The sequence below is a fragment of the Ruminococcus sp. genome (assembly GCF_024691275.1).
GTDB lineage: Bacteria > Bacillota > Clostridia > Oscillospirales > Ruminococcaceae > Ruminococcus.
The window spans coordinates 1-21,292 of the sequence record NZ_JAILNU010000107.1; the positions used below are offsets into that span (position 1 = coordinate 1).

At 45.6% G+C, this 21,292-nt stretch carries 24 protein-coding genes; 1 reads left to right on the forward strand and 23 read right to left on the reverse strand.

Annotation, left to right across the window (positions count from 1 at the left end; all coding sequences use genetic code 11):
• Positions 1-163: 163 nt before the first annotated feature.
• The 3 genes from K6G33_RS12930 to malQ form a co-directional block, all read right to left on the reverse strand.
• Entirely contained in the window at positions 164-646 is a 483-nt protein-coding gene (locus tag K6G33_RS12930) for a hypothetical protein (protein WP_296780214.1), read from the reverse strand.
• Between the two features lie 23 nt (positions 647-669).
• Positions 670-1,155, reverse strand: coding sequence for a hypothetical protein (locus tag K6G33_RS12935; RefSeq protein WP_296780218.1), 486 nt, complete (start codon positions 1,153-1,155; stop codon positions 670-672).
• A gap of 270 nt (positions 1,156-1,425) precedes the next feature.
• On the reverse strand, positions 1,426-2,949 hold the full coding sequence (malQ, locus tag K6G33_RS12940) for a 4-alpha-glucanotransferase (protein WP_296780220.1): 1,524 nt from the start codon (positions 2,947-2,949) through the stop codon (positions 1,426-1,428).
• A 14-nt stretch (positions 2,950-2,963) separates the two neighbouring features.
• Here malQ and K6G33_RS12945 point away from each other — a divergent pair, with 14 nt between their 5' ends.
• A complete protein-coding gene (locus K6G33_RS12945) occupies positions 2,964-3,380 on the forward strand; it encodes a hypothetical protein (RefSeq protein ID WP_296780223.1) in 417 nt (138 codons plus the stop codon).
• Between the two features lie 7 nt (positions 3,381-3,387).
• Here the strand turns inward: K6G33_RS12945 and K6G33_RS12950 are convergent, their stop codons facing one another.
• The 20 genes from K6G33_RS12950 to K6G33_RS13045 form a co-directional block, all read right to left on the reverse strand.
• Complete coding sequence (locus tag K6G33_RS12950; protein ID WP_296780225.1) at positions 3,388-3,822, reverse strand: zinc ribbon domain-containing protein; 435 nt, start codon at positions 3,820-3,822, stop codon at positions 3,388-3,390.
• 122 nt (positions 3,823-3,944) lie between these two features.
• Entirely contained in the window at positions 3,945-4,379 is a 435-nt protein-coding gene (locus K6G33_RS12955; protein WP_296780228.1) for an amino acid-binding protein, read from the reverse strand.
• Positions 4,380-4,457: 78 nt separating this feature from the next.
• Positions 4,458-4,667, reverse strand: a complete 210-nt coding sequence (locus tag K6G33_RS12960) for a hypothetical protein (RefSeq protein WP_173449635.1) — start codon at positions 4,665-4,667, stop codon at positions 4,458-4,460.
• A gap of 61 nt (positions 4,668-4,728) precedes the next feature.
• A complete protein-coding gene (locus K6G33_RS12965) occupies positions 4,729-6,036 on the reverse strand; it encodes a phenylacetate--CoA ligase family protein (RefSeq protein WP_296780231.1) in 1,308 nt (435 codons plus the stop codon).
• 193 nt (positions 6,037-6,229) lie between these two features.
• Positions 6,230-6,805 (reverse strand): indolepyruvate oxidoreductase subunit beta, encoded by a 576-nt coding sequence (locus tag K6G33_RS12970; protein WP_296780234.1) that lies wholly within the window; start codon positions 6,803-6,805, stop codon positions 6,230-6,232.
• Positions 6,806-6,834: 29 nt separating this feature from the next.
• The gene (locus K6G33_RS12975; protein WP_296780235.1) at positions 6,835-7,470 is read right to left on the reverse strand and encodes a hypothetical protein; all 636 of its coding nucleotides are present in this window, start codon (positions 7,468-7,470) and stop codon (positions 6,835-6,837) included.
• Between the two features lie 20 nt (positions 7,471-7,490).
• The gene (locus K6G33_RS12980; protein WP_296780237.1) at positions 7,491-8,231 is read right to left on the reverse strand and encodes a hypothetical protein; all 741 of its coding nucleotides are present in this window, start codon (positions 8,229-8,231) and stop codon (positions 7,491-7,493) included.
• Positions 8,232-8,254: 23 nt separating this feature from the next.
• Positions 8,255-8,647 carry a hypothetical protein gene (locus K6G33_RS12985; protein WP_296780238.1) on the reverse strand — a complete coding sequence of 131 codons (393 nt, stop codon included), beginning with the start codon at positions 8,645-8,647 and terminating at the stop codon, positions 8,255-8,257.
• Positions 8,648-8,742: 95 nt separating this feature from the next.
• Positions 8,743-10,473, reverse strand: a complete 1,731-nt coding sequence (iorA, locus tag K6G33_RS12990) for an indolepyruvate ferredoxin oxidoreductase subunit alpha (RefSeq protein WP_296780241.1) — start codon at positions 10,471-10,473, stop codon at positions 8,743-8,745.
• A 156-nt stretch (positions 10,474-10,629) separates the two neighbouring features.
• Positions 10,630-11,454, reverse strand: coding sequence for an HAD family hydrolase (locus tag K6G33_RS12995; RefSeq protein WP_296780243.1), 825 nt, complete (start codon positions 11,452-11,454; stop codon positions 10,630-10,632).
• 328 nt (positions 11,455-11,782) lie between these two features.
• Positions 11,783-12,208 (reverse strand): Hsp20/alpha crystallin family protein, encoded by a 426-nt coding sequence (locus tag K6G33_RS13000; protein WP_296780245.1) that lies wholly within the window; start codon positions 12,206-12,208, stop codon positions 11,783-11,785.
• Between the two features lie 216 nt (positions 12,209-12,424).
• Positions 12,425-12,958, reverse strand: a complete 534-nt coding sequence (locus K6G33_RS13005; RefSeq protein WP_296780246.1) for a hypothetical protein — start codon at positions 12,956-12,958, stop codon at positions 12,425-12,427.
• 177 nt (positions 12,959-13,135) lie between these two features.
• Complete coding sequence (locus tag K6G33_RS13010; protein ID WP_296780249.1) at positions 13,136-14,920, reverse strand: GGDEF domain-containing protein; 1,785 nt, start codon at positions 14,918-14,920, stop codon at positions 13,136-13,138.
• Between the two features lie 35 nt (positions 14,921-14,955).
• Positions 14,956-15,432 (reverse strand): Cys-tRNA(Pro) deacylase, encoded by a 477-nt coding sequence (gene ybaK, locus K6G33_RS13015; protein WP_296780250.1) that lies wholly within the window; start codon positions 15,430-15,432, stop codon positions 14,956-14,958.
• Between the two features lie 61 nt (positions 15,433-15,493).
• Positions 15,494-15,952 (reverse strand): GNAT family N-acetyltransferase, encoded by a 459-nt coding sequence (locus K6G33_RS13020; protein WP_296780252.1) that lies wholly within the window; start codon positions 15,950-15,952, stop codon positions 15,494-15,496.
• A 71-nt stretch (positions 15,953-16,023) separates the two neighbouring features.
• On the reverse strand, positions 16,024-16,647 hold the full coding sequence (locus K6G33_RS13025) for an epoxyqueuosine reductase QueH (RefSeq protein ID WP_296780253.1): 624 nt from the start codon (positions 16,645-16,647) through the stop codon (positions 16,024-16,026).
• A complete protein-coding gene (locus K6G33_RS13030) occupies positions 16,647-17,513 on the reverse strand; it encodes a stage 0 sporulation family protein (protein ID WP_173449482.1) in 867 nt (288 codons plus the stop codon). Before K6G33_RS13030 ends, K6G33_RS13025 begins: the two co-directional genes overlap by 1 nt.
• Before the next feature lie 22 nt (positions 17,514-17,535).
• Positions 17,536-18,519, reverse strand: a complete 984-nt coding sequence (locus K6G33_RS13035) for a DNA polymerase III subunit delta' (protein ID WP_296780258.1) — start codon at positions 18,517-18,519, stop codon at positions 17,536-17,538.
• A 2-nt stretch (positions 18,520-18,521) separates the two neighbouring features.
• Positions 18,522-19,439 carry a diacylglycerol kinase family protein gene (locus K6G33_RS13040; RefSeq protein ID WP_296780261.1) on the reverse strand — a complete coding sequence of 306 codons (918 nt, stop codon included), beginning with the start codon at positions 19,437-19,439 and terminating at the stop codon, positions 18,522-18,524.
• Between the two features lie 63 nt (positions 19,440-19,502).
• A complete protein-coding gene (locus tag K6G33_RS13045; RefSeq protein ID WP_296780264.1) occupies positions 19,503-21,251 on the reverse strand; it encodes a GDSL-type esterase/lipase family protein in 1,749 nt (582 codons plus the stop codon).
• Between the last annotated feature and the right edge of the window lie 41 nt (positions 21,252-21,292).

The following is a 21,292-nucleotide window of genomic DNA, read 5'->3' on the forward strand; positions in this document are numbered from 1 at the left end:
TAGATCTCCATTGCTATTGCCACTCCTTGTTCCTCCTGTACACAAGCTCTTTCTCTTATTATACAGGATTTTTATTTTAGTGGCTCATTTTTTTATTATCATTTTGAGGCTAACTGGCTCAGTTTTATTTTAGCATACATAAACAATGTTATTCCTGCAATATTCATCGCATCATCTTTCTGTAATTGACCCGCTTCACGATGTAGAGCACCTGCCAGAACAGGCACACAGGAAAAACAGGGATAATGATACAGAAGATATTATAGCCGTATATCAGCAAGGTGTCGTGTACCGCTTTCAGACCATACGTGGTATGAAATAGCCTAAAACCTGTCACTGCGGAGTAGATGCTGAACATCAATATGAGCACAAACGGCACGAATGACAGATAGAACGACCTGCTGTAGCATTTGGATATAGGACATTTTCCGTCATTGATACGTCCTCTTATCCATGTGGAAATTATCACAGTAATGATACCGCATAACGAGATAATGAAAAGGATACCAAGAACGAGCGTGAAATTATCAAATATGAGATAATGAAGTTCATCACCGCGAACTCTGCATCTGTAAACCAGATCAAGAATGAAAATACCGACACATCCCCCGAATATCTTCATTAATCCTTTTTCATAATTTTTCATAAACTTAGCCCCCCAGTTAAAATTTAAGAAATCTCATGTTTTTTGTTACGTATGCTTTTTACTATGTAAACCACCTGCCAGAAAAGGCAGAATGGGAAAACAGGAATAACACAGAATATCAGTCCCACGATAGCAAATGCGCCTTCAAATGCCTGCCATCCATAGCTCACACTGAAGAAGTGAAAGCCAAAGATACTGCTATAGATACAGTATGCGAGGAAAAGCAGATACGGCACAAATGACACCAGAAACGATATCCTGTAGGCTTTTGAAAAAGGCTTCAATCCTTTTTCCTCACGCTTGCGAAGTTTTTTCGATACAAGAACAGCTGTCAGGCAGAAAACGCTCAGCACCAGGACAACTCCGAACGGAGACATATACACAAGTCCGAGGTAGTCCCAGAACGGAGCCCTTCCCCGCTCTTCAATTAACATGACGATACATCTCAGCAGATATACCATGATACCTGCTTCTGCTATTTTAACAGCGATCTTCTCTTTTTTTGTCATAAGCTCAGCCCCTTTCAGCGCAGCCGTGTTAAACTTGACTTTCTATATTGATTATAATACAGCATCAATATATTTCATAGATGTCATCTGTCACTCAGTAAGTGACATTTGTAACTATTCTATAATATCAAGCTTTCACAGTTGTAAAAGAAGCACAAATGCAAGCGTAATTACTTATACATATCTCCAAAATAAAAAATAATATATCTGAAATTCAAGGCATTCACCTTGAATCCCACCCTATTGCGAACCGCTTATAAAAAGACGTTTTTATCTGTTGTAGAGTCTGTTCAGGCGGCGAATCTTTTTTGCAAGTTCAGGCGTAAAGTCCGACTTATGAGTACGGAACTGCCAGTTGCCTCCGAGAGTTGAAGGCGTATTCATTCTTCCCTCCTTCGGACTTTCAAGGAAATCCTGTATCTGTGCAGCTGCCACCTCTGCGACACTTCCCCAAGCAGCGCGGATAACAGCGGCAGGTATCTCCTTTTTCTTTTTTACGTTGAGGTACTGTTTAGCGAATTTCAGCGACTTCTTATCGAGGGTCCCCACCCAGCCGATAAGAGTCTCGTTATCGTGAGTACCCGTATACGCGAAGTAATTGATGCTTGAATAATTATGCGGAAGATACTCATTTTTTCCATCACTGAATGCGAACTGGAGCACCTTCATACCCGGATATCCGCAGTTATCCAGCATAGCTCTGACCTCGGGAGTAATAAATCCCAGATCCTCAGCTATGATATTCAGTCTTCCCAGCTTCTCCTCAGCGAGCTTGAACAGCTCATAGTCAGGGCCCTTTTTCCACTCGCCCACAGTAGCGTCCTCGTTGCCGTAGGGAATGGTATAGTAGCTCTCAAAGCCTCGGAAATGGTCTATACGAACGATATCGTAAAGCTCTGTAGCTGCCTTGATGCGGTCTATCCACCATGCGAAGCCCGTCTTTTTGTGATAGCTCCAGTTGTACACAGGATTTCCCCACAGCTGTCCCAGCGGTGAGAAATCATCAGGCGGACAGCCTGCCACAACAGTCGGTCTGCGCTTTTTGTCGAACTGGAATAGCTTAGGTGAAGCCCATGCTTCAACGCTGTCCAGAGCACAGTATATAGGGATATCGCCAATTATTTCAATATCGTTGGCGTTGGCATATTTTTTCAGTTCCTTCCACTGTCTGCTGAACTCGAACTGTATGAACTTATGGAAGCCGATGTCCTTTTTCAGTTCTTTCTTTGCCTCAGTCACAGCCTTTGCGCGGTGCATTGAGATATCCTCGTCCCACTCGTACCACGGCTTGCCGCCGTTCTTGAATTTCAATGCCATGAACAGAGCGTACTCGTCCAGCCACGACTTATTATCATCGCAGAATCGCTTATAATCAGGAAATTTCGTTGGCTTGAAGCGTCCGTAAGCTATTCTGAGCACTTCATAGCAGTGATCGTAAAGCAGGCTGTAATCCACCTTATCGGGATCAGTCTCCCAGTTGTATGCCGAAAACTCATGATGCTCAAGCAGACCGTCCTCCTCAAGCACCTCGAAGTCAATGAAGTACGGATTTCCTGCCTTTACCGAGAACGACTGATACGGTGAATCACCGTAGCTCGTAGGCGAAAGAGGAAGTATCTGCCAGCACCTGACCTCGGCGGACTTCAGGAAGTCCACGAATTCAAAGGCAGAACGCCCCATTTTTCCGATACCGTACTCCGACGGCAAACTTGATATATGCATAAGTATGCAGCTTTTTCGCATTATATTCAGCTCCTTTATCTGTATTATCTGCGTAAAACTGGCAATAATCACACTGAGGTGATAAAATGAAGCTATCGCAGCTAATATTTTCGTTTCTTATGGGATATTTTTGTTACAGTCTTGTTGAGATAGTAATGCGCGGTTATACTCACTGGACTATGTCGCTCACAGGAGGTATAGTGCTGATGGTACTTTATGCCATCAACAGCCGAAGCATCACACTTATCCGCAGTTGTTTCCTTGGCTCGCTTATAATAACAGCCATAGAGTTCACAGTGGGGATATTCGATAATCTGATAATGCACTGGAACGTATGGGATTATTCAGATATGCCGCTGAATCTTTTAGGGCAGATATGCCTCCCCTTTTCATGCTTCTGGTTCATACTCTGCATACCTGCGCGGCTGCTTTGCAGGCGCATAAACAGGCAATTCTGTAACAAAAAGGCTGTTCCGACGATAGCCTCAGAACAGCCTTTGTGATCAATTATCAATAGCTCTTGTTAGGATCAGCATCAAAGAAATTATTGCTGCTTTCTGTGTAGTAATCATTAGACTCAAGCGACATAAAATCCTCATCCTCAATATCAGGAAGTCTGAAGCCGCAGCGGCCGCAGAACTGGAATCGCTCATTGATCTCTGCGTTACACTGAGGGCATACCTTGTAGCCCCTTATGCTGTTGAGTTCGTACTTCATCTTCTTGATCCTTCTGCGTCTTGTATCTATATCGTCGCAGAGCTCTTTGAGAGCAGCAGGATCGTCATTATGGCTTTTATAGTATTTTTTACCAATATCTGTGAATATCTCAACAATTCTTTCTTCCTCATACAATATCTTTCTTTTGAGGTTGCTGGCTTCAGAGATATTTTTTGCTTTTTCTGACACACCCCTGCTTGCATCATTAAATTTTTCGAGAATACCCATCTTTCATCACTCCTGTTGAAATTTCTCGTTAAATATTGCTCTATTATTATACAACACCTACTTGATTTCTGTCAAGCGTTTTCAAAATAATTTTACGAAGAAGTGAACTTTTTGTTAATTACTTACATTTCAGCAATATCATTTTCGGTAAGCTGAATAATACCGCCTTCTGTAAGTGCAGCTGCCGCATTCGCATTATCGTCCACTCTGATAACAAATGAAACCGCTCTGTCAGACTTTCCGAGGAAAGCATAGAGATATTCGATATTAACGTTTTTGTTACCGAGAATATCGAGCACACGGCTGAGCTGTCCTGGTGAATCAGGTATGGATATCGCCAGTATTTCTGTGACTTTGACTGCGTAGGAAGCCGCCTTTAAAATCTCGACAGTTTTTTCAGTATCATTGGCGATCATACGAAGGATACCAAAATCCTTTGTATCAGCAACGCTCAATGCACGTACATTGATCTTACTGTCCTTTATCAGCTTCATAACGCCTGCCAGCTGGTTAGGTCTATTATCTACAAAAACCGAGATCTGTCTTACATTTGACATACGGTCTTCCTCCTTTATATTTTGATTATTTCTGCGTCAGCAAGAGGAGCATTTATTGCAGTATCTGCTGCGAAAACGTCATTCATACATTACGAGTACAGAAAGTTCATCGACATACTCGTTTACATGGGTCTGAGCATCGTGACAGAGCCCTGATGATGTACTGAACTTGATATCAAGGACTTTGACATTTGCTATGAACTGGTTAAGCTCATTTTCAAACGCCGCAAATCGCTCATACTTCTCCTGTTCAGGCATATAATTTGTGGAAAATAACTTGATCTTCATAAATGAGTCCTCCTTATTAAAAATAAATAATTATTAAACAGGTTAAATACCTGCTATAACCTTAATCGTGGAGCTTACGCTTATCTATAACTCTTACAGCCTTGCCCTCACTTCTTGTAATGGACTTTGGTGAAACAAGATGCACCTTAGGATTGATGCCGAGCATTGTCTTTATCGCAACGGCAAGAGCGCGTTCCTGCATCTGCATATCCTTGACCTTATCCGAGAACTGGTCCGGATTCATCTCAACACTGATATCGAGGGTATCGGTATTGTTTACGCGGTCGACCTCGATGAGGTAGTTCGGTGAATAACCCTGCTCGATAAGAACAGTCTCGATCTGTGACGGGAATACGTTTACTCCGCGAATTATCATCATATCATCGCTTCTGCCCATAGGCTTAGCCATCTTTATGAGAGTACGTCCGCATGAGCACTTCTTCCTGCTGAGTACACAGAGGTCGCGGGTACGGTAACGGAGAAGCGGGAAAGCTTCCTTGTTGATGCTTGTGAATACAAGCTCGCCTACCTCGCCCTCAGGAAGGACCTCACCTGTTTCTGGGTCGATTATCTCGGGGATAAAGTTATCCTCGTTGATGTGCATACCTGTCTGCTCCGAACACTCGAAAGCAACACCGGGACCGCTTGATTCTGTAAGTCCGTAGATATCAAAAGCCTTGATGCCCAGTGACTTCTCAATGCTTCTGCGCATTTCCTCAGTCCACGGCTCAGCGCCGAAGATACCTGCCTTGAGCTTGAGTTCTTCAGGCTTTATACCCATTTCAGCGATAGTCTCGCCGATATAAGCTGCATACGAAGGCGTACAGCAGAGTATAGTCGCATTGAGATCCTGCATGAACTGTACCTGGCGCTCTGTATTGCCCGAGCTCATAGGAAGTGTGAGACAGCCTACCTTGTGCGAGCCGCCGTGAACACCCATACCGCCTGTGAAAAGTCCGTAGCCGTATGCTACCTGAACAACGTCCTCATTTGTACCGCCGGCAGCAGTGATAGCTCTTGCGCAGCAGTCTTCCCACATATCAACGTCATGCTGTGTGTAGAAAGCAACTACTCTCTTGCCTGTAGTACCGCTGGTCGAATGAATTCTTACACATTCGCTGAGTGGCTTAGCCAGCAGTCCGTAAGGGTAAGCCTCACGCAGGTCAGCCTTGCTGAGAAACGGCAGCTTGTGAAGGTCTTCTGTGCCCTTGATGTCCTCGGGCTTAACGCCCTTTTCGTCCATGAGATCACGGTAATACTTAACGTTTTCGTAAACGTGCTTTACCTGTGCCACGAGTCTTTCGTCCTGAAGCTTTTTCATATCTTCCCGCGACGCACACTCGATCTCTTTGTTCCAATATCTTTCCATTGGACTTCTACTCCTTATTTATGGATTTATTATGTTATGATATTATGTACAAGTTTGTTGCGGTTAGTTATTTGCGCTTAGCTTAATTACAACGGAATTTAACATTCTTCCTATTTTCATAGCGTTTTCCGCTGTAAGTTCTCGGCAGCTATTCATACTGCCTCGGTTTTAACTAATCACTAATAACCAAAAACTATTTTGCTGCCTTGCCCAACTCGAAAGCCTTCTTGTTGAGCTCTAAGAACTTAGGCGGTACGCACTGCTCCAGTGCCTTCTGCCAGAGTTCGTCAGGGTAGTCCATGCGTGAAGCGAGTACGCCCATGAGGACAACGTTTGAAGCCTTTGCTGTACCTGCCTGCTCAGCCAGTGAAAGAGCGTCAACAGCCACAAGCTCAGCACCTGCTGCCTGAAGCTTTTCAACAAGGTTCTCAGGATACTTTGCAGCACCTGTGATAACAGGCATCGGGTCTATCTGCTGTGTGGAGGTGATAAGCTTTCCGCTCTTCTTGAGGTAAGGGAGACATCTTGCAGCTTCGAGGAGCTCGAAGGAAATAACTGCATCAGCCTCACCCTTTTCGATAACAGGTGAATACACCTTATCGCCGTACTTTACGTGTGTAACAACAGAACCGCCGCGCTGGCTCATTCCGTGAACTTCGCTGACCTTAACGTCATAGCCCTGTGCAAGAAGCACATTGCCGAGAAGTCTCGATGCGAGCAGTGAACCCTGTCCGCCGACACCTACGATCATAATAGATTTTGTTTCCATTTTATATTACTCCTTAATGATAATAATTCTTAATAGTTCTTTCTTCCGAACTTATAAAACAGCCATACAGAACCGACAGCGCATAAAAAGTAATTCTCGATGAGAGATATTTTAAACGAGCTTTCCATTCTGAGATCTGAGAGCAGCTCACTGAAATTCTCCGAACAAAGCGAATATGTGGGCTTTATATTTCCGAGTATCAGATCATAAACAACGTCCTTGCTGATATAGCTGCTTGATTTCGGGCTGTCGAATCCAAGAATATCGCTCATCTCCGCAAGTCTTATCTGTACCTCATGTACCCATGATGTACGTACTGCAAGATAGACCGCGACCCCCATAACGATCAGGCATATGATACCGCCTGTTCTCAGCTTGAAGCCGCTTCTGTGTGTGGCGATGTAATACCCGAAGAATACTCCTGCTGAAAGCAGTACTCCGCATATCGAACCGATCAGACCCGACCTTGCAAGCGTCATGATCATGAAAAATCCCGGAACAGCTCCGATAATAGCTCCTATCGCGCCCTTGAACAGCGTAAAGAATTCCGTATCCGAGTTTGCATTTGCCCTTGACATTGCATAGAAATCAGGCATTTCCCTATATCCTGAATCCTGCTGTCCATAGCTGTTGTTTACAGAAGAACCTTTTGTAAAATTTTCCATTATGTATTACTCCATAGAGATCAGATGCTGATGCTTCCGTTACCGAACTTTGAAAAAGCACCGTAACCGCCTGCTACTGCAAAAATCAGATTTTCAAGGAACGACCATATGAACTTGCCCTTCAGATCCACCTTGTCGAGAAGCGTACCGAATTCGGACGATATCTCCGAGAACGAAACATCTCTTATGCCGATATACTCATAAAGCACCTCACTTGTGAATTTATCGACCTCGCCCGCAGCGAAGCCCAACTCGTCCTGTAATACCTTTGCTATCTCCATACACCACGATGTACGCACAGCTATATAAACGCCTATGAGCATTACCACTCCGCAGATGACGATTCCAGCCATCTCAGATGGCGGATTGTTTTTTGTCATGAACTTGTATCCGAAGAACATACCGCCAGCCATAAGAGCACCGCATATAGCTGCGATAAAGCCTGCGCGCGCAAGCAGTATTATAAGTATGATACCCGGTATCGCACCGACTACAGCTCCGAGTATGCCTTTGAGCAGTGATACGAAATCAGTATCCTTCGTGCCGAAGTCGCTGTAGGAAGCTGTACTGCTGTAGCCGCCGTAGTTTGAAGAGCTGCTTCCGTAATTTGATGCACTGTCATAGGAAGAAGTGCTGCTGTAGCCGCTCTGTGAATTGCTGTAGCCTGAAGGCTGAGTTGTATTTGCCGTATTATTTGCAGATACATTGTTGATATCATTCATCCCTGCATTATTGCCGATACCATTTGTTAAATCGCCCATTTTCCTTTTCCCCCGTAAAAATGTTATAATAATTCAAGTTCGCCGTCAACGAATCCTATTGCAGCACCTTCTGCTCCATTCAAAATGTTGGAATACTTGCCGTTTTTGAGATACTCCACGACCATTTCCTTGAAAAGCTCCTGAGCGTGAGGCCAGCCTGTATCATCTTCGTCGGAGGTATCAATTGTAAAGATATCCTCCTCACTGCTCCATATCTCCTCGCAAGCCCAGTCGCCCTCCTTGTCGGCGGGGTCGAACTCACTTGCAGCTATGAGCTGTACACCATAGATGTGTTCCTCATCGGATTCTTCATAGAGATTGAAGCAGAAAGCCTTTGTTTCCTCGGGCATATCGTTATTTTCGAGGAGAGCGTCCAGCCAGTGTGCGAACTCCTCATATATATTCATCTGTAACATAATTTTTCCTTTTCGGAACGCCGGGAGCGTTCCCTACAGTCGGTCATTCGTATTTATTGCGTTATCTGCGGACGGATAATATCCGCCGCTGCTGATCACTCGATAGCGCCTACCTTGCACTGTTCCTGACAGATGCCGCAGCCTACGCAGAGAGTATGGTCTACTACAGCCTTGCCGTCGCGCATTGAGATAGCAGGACAGCCAAGCTTCATACACATCTTACATCCTACGCACTTATCTGTATTTACCTTTACAGGCGGATTGTGCTTAACGTACTTCAGAAGTGCGCATGGACGGCGTGAGATAATGACTGAAGCCTCGTCAGCAGCAAGCTCCTCCTTGATAGCAGCTTCTGTCTCGGCAAGCTTGTACGGATCAGTAACTCTTACGCGCTTGATACCGATAGCCTTGCAGAGTTCTTCAAGATTAACAGCCGCAGCAGGATCTCCCTTGAGGTTCTTGCCTGTTGTTGGGTTCTGCTGATGACCTGTCATACCCGTGATAGAGTTATCGAGTATGATAACTGTTGAATTTGAGTTGTTGTAAGCGATATTTACAAGACCTGTCATACCGCTGTGCATGAATGTGGAATCACCGATAACAGCAACGCTCTTGTGCTCGGACTCTGCTCCTCTTGCCTTGTTGAAGCCGTGAAGTCCCGAGATAGAAGCTCCCATACAGATAGTTGTGTCGATAGCGTTGAGCGGAGCTGCTGCGCCGAGAGTATAGCAGCCGATATCGCCCGATACTGTTACGCCCAGCTTCTTCAAGCAGTAGAACAGACCTCTGTGTGGACATCCTGCGCACATTACAGGTGGACGTACAGGGATATCGTCTTCAAGAGCAACGAAGTCCTTCTTCTCGCCAAGAAGCTTCTCTGCGATAACAGACTGCGGAAGCTCTCCGATATAGCCGAATATCTCCTTGCCCTTAACGTTGTTTACGCCGATGTTGCGGCAGTGTTCCTCGATTATGCCGTCGAGCTCCTCGATAACGTATACCTGCTCGTACTTAGCAGCGAAGTCCTGAATGAGCTTTACAGGGAGAGGATTTACCATACCCAGTTTAAGTACGGAAGCCTTGTCGCCGAGAGCCTCCTTGACATACTGGTATGCTGCACCGTTGGTGATAACGCCGAACTCAGCCTTGTCCGATATCTCCACTCTGTTGAGAGGAGTTGTCTCAGCGTACTCGATGAGCTTCTTTGTGCGCTCCTCAACGAATACGTGTCTGCCCTTTGCGTAAGCAGGCATCATAACGAACTTGCTCGGTGTCTTTTCGTAGTCCTTGAGCGGAAGGTCATTGCGGTCTTCCATTTCGACGATGCTCTGTGAGTGAGCAACTCTTGTGGACATTCTTACTATGAATGGTGCGTCAAACTTCTCGGAAAGCTCGAATGCAAGCTTGACGAACTCCTTACATTCTGTTGAATCAGACGGTTCCAGCATAGGTACCTTTGAAGCGATAGCGTGATGACGGCTGTCCTGCTCGTTCTGAGAGGAGTGCATACCCTGATCGTCGGCAACTGCGATGACCATACCTGCATTTACTCCTGTATATCCTGCTGTATAGAGGGGGTCTGCTGCAACGTTGAGACCAACGTGCTTCATTCCGCAGAAGCTTCTTGCGCCTGCGATAGAAGCTCCGAGAGCTGTCTCCATAGCGACCTTCTCGTTTGGTGCCCACTCTGCGTAGACCTCGTCGTACTTAGCTACTTCCTCTGTGATCTCAGTGGAAGGTGTACCAGGGTAGCTTGATACTACACGGCAGCCAGCTTCGTATAAGCCTCTTGCAAAGGCTTCATTTCCCAGCATTAATTTTTTCATCTTATATATTTTCCTTTCATGTTAAAAATTATCATATTTATCAAGTCCTTAGCCATCGGGGAGCAGCTCCGCCGCTTGCAGGGGCGAATATGGTTCGTCCGTATGCTATTGTTCATATTCGGGCGCACACTGTGCGTCCCTACAAAAAGCTAATGGCTAATAGCTAATTTCATCGTGCAGCCACCTTGCAACTCCGTCCTCGTCGTTAGTGCCGATGACTATATCTGCGGCAGCTTTTACCTCGTCCCTTGCATTGCCCACGGCAATTTTCCTGTCAGCCTGCGCGAACATGGGCAGGTCGTTGAGGTTGTCCCCGAAAGCGACTACCTCGTCAAAGCCGTACCTCTCACGCAGAAAGCGTATGCCGTTGGACTTTGATGCCTTAGCCGAAAAGGCCTCCAGAAACCACTTTCCTGTGTATGTGTCCTTGTAGAAAGCACAGTCAGCGTCCTCCATGCCGTCGATAGTCTCCTTGACGGGGAGAAGCTTTTCATAGTCCGTCAGTGCCGTGTAATATATAGTCATATCATCGGCAGCTTCAAGCAGCGAACTGCACTGCACATAGGGCTTGTTGTAGTTATTTTTCCGCACCTCTGCAAAGGCTTTCATAACGCGGCTGGTTATCTCGGTGTAATAGCAGGTAAGGACTCCTTCATTGAAGCGGTACATAAAGCACTCGGCATCAGCTCTGCGAAAGGCTTCGACGATCTTCTCCGAAGCGCTCACGGGTATGTACTGATTGGCGATATATCCGTCCGCAGACAGGTCGTAGATGCTCACGCCGTTCATGAGTATACACGGCACATTTATATCAATTGCCGATGTTATAGGCTTTGCCGAATACACCGATCTCGCCGTGGCAAATGTAAAGTACAGCCCGTCCGAGATGAGCGAGTTGATGATATCTGCTGTTTTCGGCGATATTTCGCCATTTGAATTCAGAAGTGTACCGTCAAGGTCTGTGATGTACAGTCTTTTCAATTGTCACAGTCACCTCCGAAAACAGCTGCAAAGATACGTATATATAGTATTATAGCATATTCAGTCAAAAAAGTGAAGAATTAATTTTATCCATAAGAACAATTTGTATATTCCGACGGATTTTCGATTCTTTGAATGGTAATCATGCATAAACGATTCAATAAATCGCACATTTCCCTGCCTTTTTCATTCTATATCGTTTCATGCTAAAACTTTCAGCCGCAGATTTGATTTATATTTTCGACTTAACGTATGCCGTGATCCGTTCATAACAAAAAAATCCCCACCTTTAAGCAAGGTGGGGATAAAGGGTGTGTTTATGTTAATTTTACTTGATCTCAAGTCTTCTTGCCACAGGGGCTTCGGGAGCTTTCTTTGGCAGTTCAATGGTAAGGATACCATTCTTGTATTCGGCACTGATAGCTTCGGGATCAGTGTCGCCGATGTCAAAGCTTCTCTTATAAGAGCCGAACATACGCTCTCTGCGGATATAATTGCCCTTGTCGTCCTTTTCGTCGCTGTTCGTGCTGTGCTCAGCTGATATAGTCAGCTGTGTTCCGTTGATATCAAGCTTGATGTCCTCTTTTTCAAAGCCCGGCAGTTCTGATTCAAGAACATACTTATTGCCGTCATCGCGGATATCGGTCTTGCAGTTGTTTACAGGCATTCTGCCGCCGAAAAAGTCCTTGTCAAAATCATTGAATGCGTTCCACAGATCAAATCCTGTGCCGCCAAAAGGTGTAAGTCCATACATAATTCATGCCTCCAATAATTATTCTGCTTATCCTGATGATAAGCCATCATATTTATCCTATGCAGTTTTCCATGTAATATGCACTTTCCACCGGTATCGCTTCCTTTCGTTTCATTGTCTATATGATACTGCTGCTTTTTGAAAGAAATATCACAGCTTTGTGACGGTATAATGAAAATTAGCACTCTCGCCATGAGAGTGCTAATTTTCTTCCTTTTACTTATTTCCATTCAAACTGCCTGAAAACCATTCATATACTTCGTTAACATCTTTGTTTACTGAATTTATATCGGTCATGCACCGATTCGCGTGGATCTCTACCCTCGCAGGAGTATTATTTTCATCATAATACACCCCATACCAACTCTCGCGCGGAGCTTCTGCTTCAGAAAGTGCATCAGGAACACGCAGCTCGCATTTTTCCTTTGCAACAGCTCCCTGAAGCTTCATGTAAGCTTCTTCGAGTTCAGCTTCATCAATTTTTTTCAAAAACTTTATATCCTTTTCAAGCTTGCCTGCTTCATAATTTGCGATCAGTTCTTCAAGCTTCATACTCATGACATCAGCAGAAAGTATGGTGTAACAGTTGCCGCTGCTGTCGCAGAAACACCCTGCCGCGCCTTTCTCAAAGCTCCTGTAGTACATGAAGCATATCTTTGGTATCGCTTGTTTAATTTTTCCCTTGCCGCAGCCTGTGCAGCAGCCTATCAATAGTATTACCGCCGAAACGGCTGTCAGTGTTCTTTCCATAGTATTTCCCCCCGTAAAATTGCCCGTATATTATTAGTATGGTGAGCAAACAAAACGCTTATCTAATATATAAGTGTCTTGAAAAGGGCATTTCGTTGCACTTTTTACAAAACTTTGTATAGATGCATAAATTGGCACCTCGTTTTTAGTGCAGAATGACCTGCCATATCCCTTTAATTAAATATAAGCCTGCTTTTTCAGCAGTGCCGAGATAGTCCTGCCTATCACGGCAAAATAATTGATATCCATTACCGACCACTTTTTAAAGCGTCTGATATAGCAGAATGATATCATTCCCTTTATCATGCTGTCATCGGTTATGAGATACTGGACGGCTCCTCCTATATTTTCCTCGATAAGCTGTGCCATAGCGTCATCGTCACGCCCTTCCAGCTCATTTACATTATCTATGACAAATATTCCGTCCCCCGAAAATCTCTCGGTATAGTTATTGCTCAGAAGATACGATGCGCTCTTTGAAGCCGCATTTCCGCAGCTGAGTATCAGTCCCATATCTCCTCCGGCAAACACACATATATCGTCAAGTCCGAACTGTGCTCTCACTTGTTCAAGGAGCACCGATACATCAGGTATCCTGCCCAGCACAAGGCTTTCGGCAAGCTCACTGACGAAGCCGAGTTTTTCGTTTGCTTCGCCCTTTCCGCTGAGAAAGGCTATTTTGTTCTCAATGTCCCTTTCAACGGGACCGTGTTTGTTTATGTCGTATATCACATAGCGGTTCTGTCCCTTTTGCTGCGCGATATACAGTGCCTTGTCCGCCTGCATGAAAAGCTCGTCATAGCTCGTGCTGTCAACGGGATATGTCGATATTCCCATAGAGCAGGTGATCCGCAGGCTATCAAAGCGATCGGCAAAGATAAATTCCGTATTTGTGCGTATGGCTCGGAGAACGCTGCGCAGTTCCTCCTCGCTGCCTGTATTCTCAAGAACTATCAGGAAGCCGCCGCCGCTTATCCTTCCGGCAATACCGCGTCCGCTTATCTCTTTTTTTATTATGCCCGCAATATTATATATGACCTCATCGCCGAAAAGATGACCGTAATCATTGTTTACGCTGCCGAAATTGTCGATATCCAGCAGTACGAGATTAACATTGTGCTCGGGCTTTTCGGCAAGTATATCCTGAGCAAAGGCGGTTATCGCCCTTCTGTTGAGGAGTCCCGAAAGCGAGTCTTTGTTGGCTTCAAGGGCAAGATTCACGTCCTTGCTCTTGTTTCTTGCGCTGACCACAGAAATGATCCCGCTGACCTTGCGGTCAAAGGGATCGTCATATCGGGTAATGCCGCGGAAAAGGCACATCTCCTTGGTTTTTCCGCCTGTAAGGACAGATGATTCAAATTCGTGATCGAAACGGTAAACTCCGCTGCTTATGTCCCTGCAAAGGGTGTTGAAGGTCTCGATATACCGCGGCATGACATATTCCGATGCAATTGCATTTTCGCGCCACTTTTCAAGCTCCTCGTCCGCAAGGACTATCTCGCGGAAGCAGTCAAACATATATATCCTTATCTTTTTTGTCTCAAAGCTGTACTCAAAGGCGAGATCGGATACAAGGCTCAAAACATGGCGATATTCGGACAGTCTTCTCTCACGTCTGTAGGCTGCCGATTCCAGAGAGAACACATCGCTGAAGGTCAGGCTGTAGAGAGGTTCGGCACTCTCCTCGCCCATTCGCCTTACAGATGCAAGTATCCAGCGGTATTCGCTGCTTATGCCCTTCATGCGTATTACCGTCCGTCGAATTTCTCCGACAGCAGCGAGTTCCATACATTCCTGTATGCGCGGGAAGTCCTCGTCACAAATTGTGCGGCGTATGGAGTAGACTACATCATTGCCAAAAAAGCCGAAAAAGGCTTCGTCACCGCTCTGAGTGTGAAAGCTCTTGTCAACGACAGCTCTGCCGACGCAGTAAAGCTTCTCGCTGATTGGTTCATCTGCCATTTCCCGACCTCCTCTGCTGTGTTTTTATGTACGGCTTATAGTATGATATCCTCAAATTTGCCGCGAATAGCCTTTACAAGCTCCTGCGGCGACAGGTGTATCTGTACGCCTATGCGTCCGCCGCTTATGTAGAACTGCGGCAGGCTCTCGGCGCTGTTATGCACTACCGTCATGAACTGCTTTTTCATGCCGATAGGAGTACAGCCGCCGCGGACATAGCCTGTTATTTTCGTTATGTCCTTTACGTGGATAAGCTCCACAGACTTCTCGCCTACGCTCTTTGCAGCCTTTTTCATATCAAGCTCCAGTGCTACGGGGATAAGGAAGCAGTAAAAGCTTCCGCTCTTGCCCTGCGCAACGAGAGTCTTGAAAGTCTCGTCGAGAGGCTGTCCCAGCTTTTCGGCGGTGTGGATACCGTCAATGAACTCGTCGCACTCATAGGTCTGCACGGTGTATTCTATTTTGCTCTTATCAAGAAAACGCATTGCGTTGGTCTTTAATTCTTTGCCCATTATATCACCTTTTTATTTCATGCTGCATTCTGCGTATGGCGCGGATTACCCAAAACAGCCACTACATGGATAATTGTTTTTTTATAACAAAGCCACTCCGAGTATAGAGTTTCACGGCTCGCTGATTCCATTCCGCCACTGTAAGCGTTATGGGCTCAGATGTAAATTCCCTGATATGGTTCACAGCCCACATTAGCAGTTTCTTTCCATATCCATTGCCCTGATACTTTTTATTCACTATAAGGTCATCTATCTCTGCACCATAGCAGCCCACGCTGCCGATGATCGTTCCGCCGTCCATGAGAAGGAATATGTCTTTCTTTTTGCTGTCCAGCTGACGAATATCGGAATAGAAATTATAAGGCTTTATTTCCAGTGCCTTACGCATATCGTAAAAGCACTCGTTGTATATCTTCTCATACTGACTGTAATATTCATCACAAAAAGGCAGCATTTCCAGCTCGTTAGAGGCTGTTTTTCCGCCTGTGTATTCCATTTCGTATACGTAAAAGCTTTTCATGATATTATTCCGTTCACCATAAACGGGCGGATAATATCCGTACCTACGCGGAACGCCGAGGACGGCATTCCTTACTTGTCGGCAGCTCTTTTACTGAAAACGCAGCCGCAGTAGTTCTGACGGTACAGATCATACTGCCTTGACAGCTCTATGGAGTGCTTGTAGCCCTCGTGCTTCTTGAAGTCAGAGAAAAGGTAGGCAACTCCCAATTCGTCCTGCAAACGGGCTCCGCACTCGTTGATGAACGTGCAGTCCTTGTGCGGACTGATAGTGAGGGTGGTCGTGAAGAAGTCGCAGGAAATCTCCTTAGCCTTTGCTCCTGCCTTGCGGAGTCGGTACTCTATGCACTTACGGCAGCGCTCTCCGCGCTCGGGCAGGTCTTCAAGACCTTTCGCAAGCTCATAAAAGGGCGTGGGGTCGTAGTCCTCCTCGATAATGGGTATATCAAGTCCCATTTCACGAACAAGCCTTTTCAGCTCATTGAGACGGAATACGTACTCCTCCTCGGGAGCTATATTGGGATTGCAGAAATAAAGCGTTATACGGAAGTATTTCTCCAGCACCGTAAGCGTATGACTGCTGCATGGAGCACAGCAGGCATGGAGCAGAAGCGACGGTCTTTTGCCGTTTTTTTCCAGCTCCGCTATCTTCTTATCGAGAAGCAGTCCGTAATTTACCTTTTGCAGCTGCTGCATTATTTGTCCTCAAGGTTCTTCAAGGCTTTGAGCTCTTCCTTGTTTACTCTTATCTCAGCGTCCTTGAGAAGCTTTACTTCGCTCCTGTCAAGCGTTACAGGCACTTCGGACTTATCGGTCTTTACGCGCAGCTTTCCTGTGATGAGGTTAACGTCCTCGACCTTACCCTTATCGCCGTCGGGAGTTACTACGATAGCGCCTATCTTAGGAGTTATCTTCAGAAGGGCTTCATATGCGTTCTGCTCGTTTTTGAGACAGCACATAAGTCTGCCGCAGGTGCCCGATATCTTTGTAGGATTGAGGGAAAGTCCCTGCTCCTTTGCCATTTTTATAGATACAGGCTGGAAATCGCCCATATATGCCTTACAGCAGAACTCTCTGCCGCAGATACCCAGTCCGCCCAGTATCTTTGCTTCGTCACGTACACCGATCTGGCGCAGCTCTATTCTTGTTCTGAATACAGCGGCAAGGTCTTTTACCAGCTCACGGAAGTCAACGCGGTTCTCGGCTGTAAAGTAAAAGAGCAGCTTATTATTGTCAAAGGTACACTCAACGTCAACGAGCTTCATGTTCAGCTTGCGGAAGGCTATCTTTTCCTCACATATCCTGAATGCGTCCTTTTCGCGCTGCTTGTTCTTCTCAACTATCCTGAGGTCGTTCTCGTCCGCGAGCCTGATTATCGGCTTCAGCGGTGATGATATAAGATCGTCCTCTATCTGGCGGTTGGCGATAACTACCTCGCCGCACTCTACTCCGCGCACTGTCTCAACGATAGCTTTGTCGCCCACCTGCGCGTTGATATCCCCGGGGGAAAAGTAGTATATTTTTCCTACGCTTTTAAAACGTACTCCGACTATTTCTTTCATTAAAAGCTCCTTATCTGAAAGTCTATCCGACTATCTCCATTATCTCAGCCCCCAGCGCTGTCAGCGCCAGCGGTATATTCACATTGCTCTCAACCGCGTTCCAAGCTCTTTCGATACAGCTGTGTATCCTTGCGGACTGATACGCCGTCAGTGCCCGTGAAAGCCTTTCGGCTCCCTCACGGGAGCAGCCTATAGTATCGGCATTCACGTCTTTTTCGAGCACCGCCGCGTCACGCATCAGCTTATCGAGCATGGTCAGCACCTCACGAACATCTTCACGCTCTTTTCCAAGGGCGAAAAGTCCCGCATTGAGAGCATATTCGTCTTTTCTTATTATACTATCAGCAAGGGATTTTGTCAAATCCACACGCTTTCTCAGCTCCTCATCGTTTATATAGCTTTCGCACATACCGATGTTGCCGTGGAAGCAGCTTACAGCCGCTTTTACTGCGGATCGCTCATATCCGCTCTCGGCAAGTGCCTGCACCGCTTCGTCCTCGGTACACAGAGCTGTATTGAAGCATACGCATCGTGAGATTATAGTCGGCAGAAATTCGGACTTTGAACCGCTGGTGAATATGAAATAAGCATAATCAGGCGGTTCCTCAATGAGCTTCAGCAATGCATTCTGGGTCCTCAGGTCAACGTTATGGCAGTCCGCAAATATATACACCTTGCAGCCGCTGCTGTTGTTTGGTCTGACATACGCATCGGCGATGACATCTCTTGCCGCAGTAACGCTGTAATTCCCCAGTTTTCCCGACTTTTCGGGATATATAACATCAGGGTGTATCCCCATTTCTATGTTCAGGCAGGAAACGCAGGCTCCGCACGGTCTGCCCTTATCAGGAGCTTCACACATAAGAGCCTGTGTATAGTATTTTGCGATGAGCTTTCTTCCGCTGCCCTTTTCTCCGCAGATAAGCAGTGAATGTGCAGTCCTTCCGCTTGCAGCCATTCCTGCAAGTATATCAAGAAGCTGCCTGTTCCCGTAGATATTCTTCATGCTCAGATATTTGCAAATGCCGGATTGCCCTTAGCGCGAAGAACAAATTCTACTGCCTGCTTATGGCAGCATATCTCATTTACATCGGCATTTCCGCCGTACTCTCCGTCTCTTGTCCACGGAACAGGCTTGCCCGAAAGGTTTGTGACTATGAGCTTATTCGTGCGGAAGAACGTCATATTCTTATTGGTGACATCGTTTTTCAGCAGAGCTGTGACTATGCCCTTGAGTTCGGTTGCATTCTTCGGCTTTCTCACCAGAAGCACCTCAAACAGACCGTCATCAAGGGTATAATCCTTGAATCTAAGCACTCCACCTGCCTGAGAAGCATTGGTTATCAGACCAACTATATAATCATCTTCATGAGTCTCGCCGTCATGCTCTACGCGCATACGTACCGATTTAAGCTTCCTCAGTTCGGGGAATGCCATTGCAAGGTATGCAGGGTGACCGAATACATTCTTGATGTTCTGCGGAGTTTCATATGTAAGATTTGTAAAAGCTCCGAAACCGACAACATATGTGAAGTATACGTCGTTGAGTCCGCCTATGTCACACTTTACAGGCTTGCCGTGGATAATGGACTTTGCAGCTCTTATCTGCTCATCGGGTATACCAAGGCTCTCGGCAAAATCGTTTGTTGAGCCTGCGGGGATATATCCTATAGGCAGCTTCTTCTCACTGTTCATTATACCTTGCAGGCACTGGCTGAGTGTGCCGTCGCCGCCTGCTACAATGATCCTGTCATAATCGTTCTTGCAAGCATATTCAGCCTGCTTTACAGCGTCTTCACCGCTCTGTGTGGTACGGATATTGATCTCGTATCCTGCCTTTACAAACTCGTCGATTATCTTCGCAAGCTTCTTGTGTATGACTTTTTTTCCTGACACAGGATTGAAAATAAAAAACAACTTCTTCATAATTATGTCCTCCAATATGAATCAGCGGACAGCTGCAACACTGTCCGCTGTATAAGTCTCTGCTTACTTTTTATTGATAAAGTCTTTAAGTGATTTCGGCTCGCCTGTTACATTTGAAAGATATGCATAGTAAGCAAGTACCTTTGATGCGTCAACAGAATCCACCTTTCCGCTTTCGTCAACGTCGCCTGCAAGCACCTGAGCATCAGTGAATGAACCTGTCTTGCCTGTTGAACGAGCTGCATACTCCTTGAGGATCTGGCTTGCATCAACGGAATCAACGTGCTTGTCGCCGTTTACATCGCCATACATTACAGTAGGTGCAGGTGTGGTCGTTGTAGTAGTTGTTGCAGACGTTGTAGTCAAAGATGTTGTTGTCTTTTTAGCAGTTGAAGTAGTTGTCGATGTAGTAGGCTTCTTTGTTGTTGTAGCCGTTGAAGTTGTTGTTGATGTAGTAGGCTTCTTTGTTGTTGTAGTCGTTGAAGTTGTTGTTGATGTTGTAGGCTTCTTTGTTGTTGTGGTCGTTGAAGTTGTTGTTGATGTTGTAGGCTTCCTTGTTGTTGTGGTCGTTGAAGTAGTTGTTGATGTTGTAGGCTTCTTTGTTGTTGTAGTTGTTGAAGTAGTTGTTGATGTTGTTGGCTTCTTTGTTGTTGTGGTCGTTGTAGTGCTTGTTGTCGTAGTTGTGATGACAGGTTCTTTTCCTGCTACCTTTTTATATGTTGCATAAGCAATAGCAGGATACTTGTCCTTATCACTGATATCTTTATATACCTTTCTGAGAAGGTTGCTGTTATCGTGGAGCTTGCCTATCTTTTCGAGAACAGCTGCTGCGATAGCAAGGTGACCCTTCTGGTTGGGGTGGATATCTCCTGTTTCAAGGCTTCCCGTCTGGATATCAATAAAGTAGTTTGCGTGACCGGGCACCTTTGTTGTAGGCTTTGAATCAAGTGAAGTGAACTCTGCCTTGACATCGACTACTTCAATGCCGTCTACACTTTTAAGCTCTGTGTCGAACGTATTCATTATTGTCTCAAATTTGTTTCTCAGCAGATTTATCATAGTAGCCTTGTCGGAATCAGCACCGTATACCTTTGCGATATATGTAGGTTCGAGCTGAAGCGGCTGATAGATGTTCTGAACGAGTATCCTTGCATCGGGATTCACTGACTTGATCTCATCAGCAGCCTTCTTAACATTTGGGATTATCTTGTTTGCGATATATCCTTCGTTTCTCTCGTCGTAATAGCTGAGGTTCGCGCTTATGCTCGAAACAAGGCTGTTGAGCTCAAGTACGTTTGAATAACTGCCGCTGAGATATTCAACAAGTCCGCCCTCGCCCTTGACATTTATCATCTTCATAAGATCGGAAATGCTTGGCTTTTCAGGGATATTATTGAGCGAATATCCCTCATTCAGGAATTTCTGATCTGTCTTGCTTGCTGCAAACTCCAGAAAACGTCTTGCAACATATTCACCGATATCATTTCCGCCGATAGAAATGACAACATACTCGGCGTTGGAAAGGTTCTTTTTCTGCTCTGCGTTCATACCTTCTATGAGCGCAAGGAGCTCACCTGTATTATCGCCGACTACTGAGTAATTGTACACATTGCAGCCGAGGTAGTCGCCGCATATGTCGCCGTAATTATACGGCACATTGCCCCTTACTGTATAACCTGCCGCGATACTGTCACCAAGAATAACAATGCCTGATTTTTTTGCTGCTTTTGTTCCTTCCGCACTGCATGGCATTGCTGCGATAGCTGAAACACCTAATGCTGCCGAAACGATAACTGAGATAAATTTTTTCATGAAGTTTCCCCCTTGATAATAAATTATTGACGGTATAAAAA

Bases quoted from the DNA above. Each gene is read 5' to 3' on its own strand.
- K6G33_RS12930 (WP_296780214.1), bottom strand. From the start codon at position 646: ATGAAAAATTATGAAAAAGGATTAATGAAGATATTCGGGGGATGTGTC.
- K6G33_RS12935 (WP_296780218.1), bottom strand. From the start codon at position 1,155: ATGACAAAAAAAGAGAAGATCGCTGTTAAAATAGCAGAAGCAGGTATC.
- K6G33_RS12945 (WP_296780223.1), top strand. From the start codon at position 2,964: ATGAAGCTATCGCAGCTAATATTTTCGTTTCTTATGGGATATTTTTGT.
- K6G33_RS12950 (WP_296780225.1), bottom strand. From the start codon at position 3,822: ATGGGTATTCTCGAAAAATTTAATGATGCAAGCAGGGGTGTGTCAGAA.
- K6G33_RS12955 (WP_296780228.1), bottom strand. From the start codon at position 4,379: ATGTCAAATGTAAGACAGATCTCGGTTTTTGTAGATAATAGACCTAAC.
- K6G33_RS12960 (WP_173449635.1), bottom strand. From the start codon at position 4,667: ATGAAGATCAAGTTATTTTCCACAAATTATATGCCTGAACAGGAGAAG.
- K6G33_RS12965 (WP_296780231.1), bottom strand. From the start codon at position 6,036: ATGGAAAGATATTGGAACAAAGAGATCGAGTGTGCGTCGCGGGAAGAT.
- K6G33_RS12970 (WP_296780234.1), bottom strand. From the start codon at position 6,805: ATGGAAACAAAATCTATTATGATCGTAGGTGTCGGCGGACAGGGTTCA.
- K6G33_RS12975 (WP_296780235.1), bottom strand. From the start codon at position 7,470: ATGGAAAATTTTACAAAAGGTTCTTCTGTAAACAACAGCTATGGACAG.
- K6G33_RS12980 (WP_296780237.1), bottom strand. From the start codon at position 8,231: ATGGGCGATTTAACAAATGGTATCGGCAATAATGCAGGGATGAATGAT.
- K6G33_RS12985 (WP_296780238.1), bottom strand. From the start codon at position 8,647: ATGTTACAGATGAATATATATGAGGAGTTCGCACACTGGCTGGACGCT.
- iorA (WP_296780241.1), bottom strand. From the start codon at position 10,473: ATGAAAAAATTAATGCTGGGAAATGAAGCCTTTGCAAGAGGCTTATAC.
- K6G33_RS13000 (WP_296780245.1), bottom strand. From the start codon at position 12,208: ATGTATGGACTTACACCTTTTGGCGGCACAGGATTTGATCTGTGGAAC.
- K6G33_RS13005 (WP_296780246.1), bottom strand. From the start codon at position 12,958: ATGGAAAGAACACTGACAGCCGTTTCGGCGGTAATACTATTGATAGGC.
- K6G33_RS13010 (WP_296780249.1), bottom strand. From the start codon at position 14,920: ATGGCAGATGAACCAATCAGCGAGAAGCTTTACTGCGTCGGCAGAGCT.
- ybaK (WP_296780250.1), bottom strand. From the start codon at position 15,432: ATGGGCAAAGAATTAAAGACCAACGCAATGCGTTTTCTTGATAAGAGC.
- K6G33_RS13020 (WP_296780252.1), bottom strand. From the start codon at position 15,952: ATGAAAAGCTTTTACGTATACGAAATGGAATACACAGGCGGAAAAACA.
- K6G33_RS13025 (WP_296780253.1), bottom strand. From the start codon at position 16,647: ATGCAGCAGCTGCAAAAGGTAAATTACGGACTGCTTCTCGATAAGAAG.
- K6G33_RS13030 (WP_173449482.1), bottom strand. From the start codon at position 17,513: ATGAAAGAAATAGTCGGAGTACGTTTTAAAAGCGTAGGAAAAATATAC.
- K6G33_RS13035 (WP_296780258.1), bottom strand. From the start codon at position 18,519: ATGAAGAATATCTACGGGAACAGGCAGCTTCTTGATATACTTGCAGGA.
- K6G33_RS13040 (WP_296780261.1), bottom strand. From the start codon at position 19,439: ATGAAGAAGTTGTTTTTTATTTTCAATCCTGTGTCAGGAAAAAAAGTC.
- K6G33_RS13045 (WP_296780264.1), bottom strand. From the start codon at position 21,251: ATGAAAAAATTTATCTCAGTTATCGTTTCGGCAGCATTAGGTGTTTCA.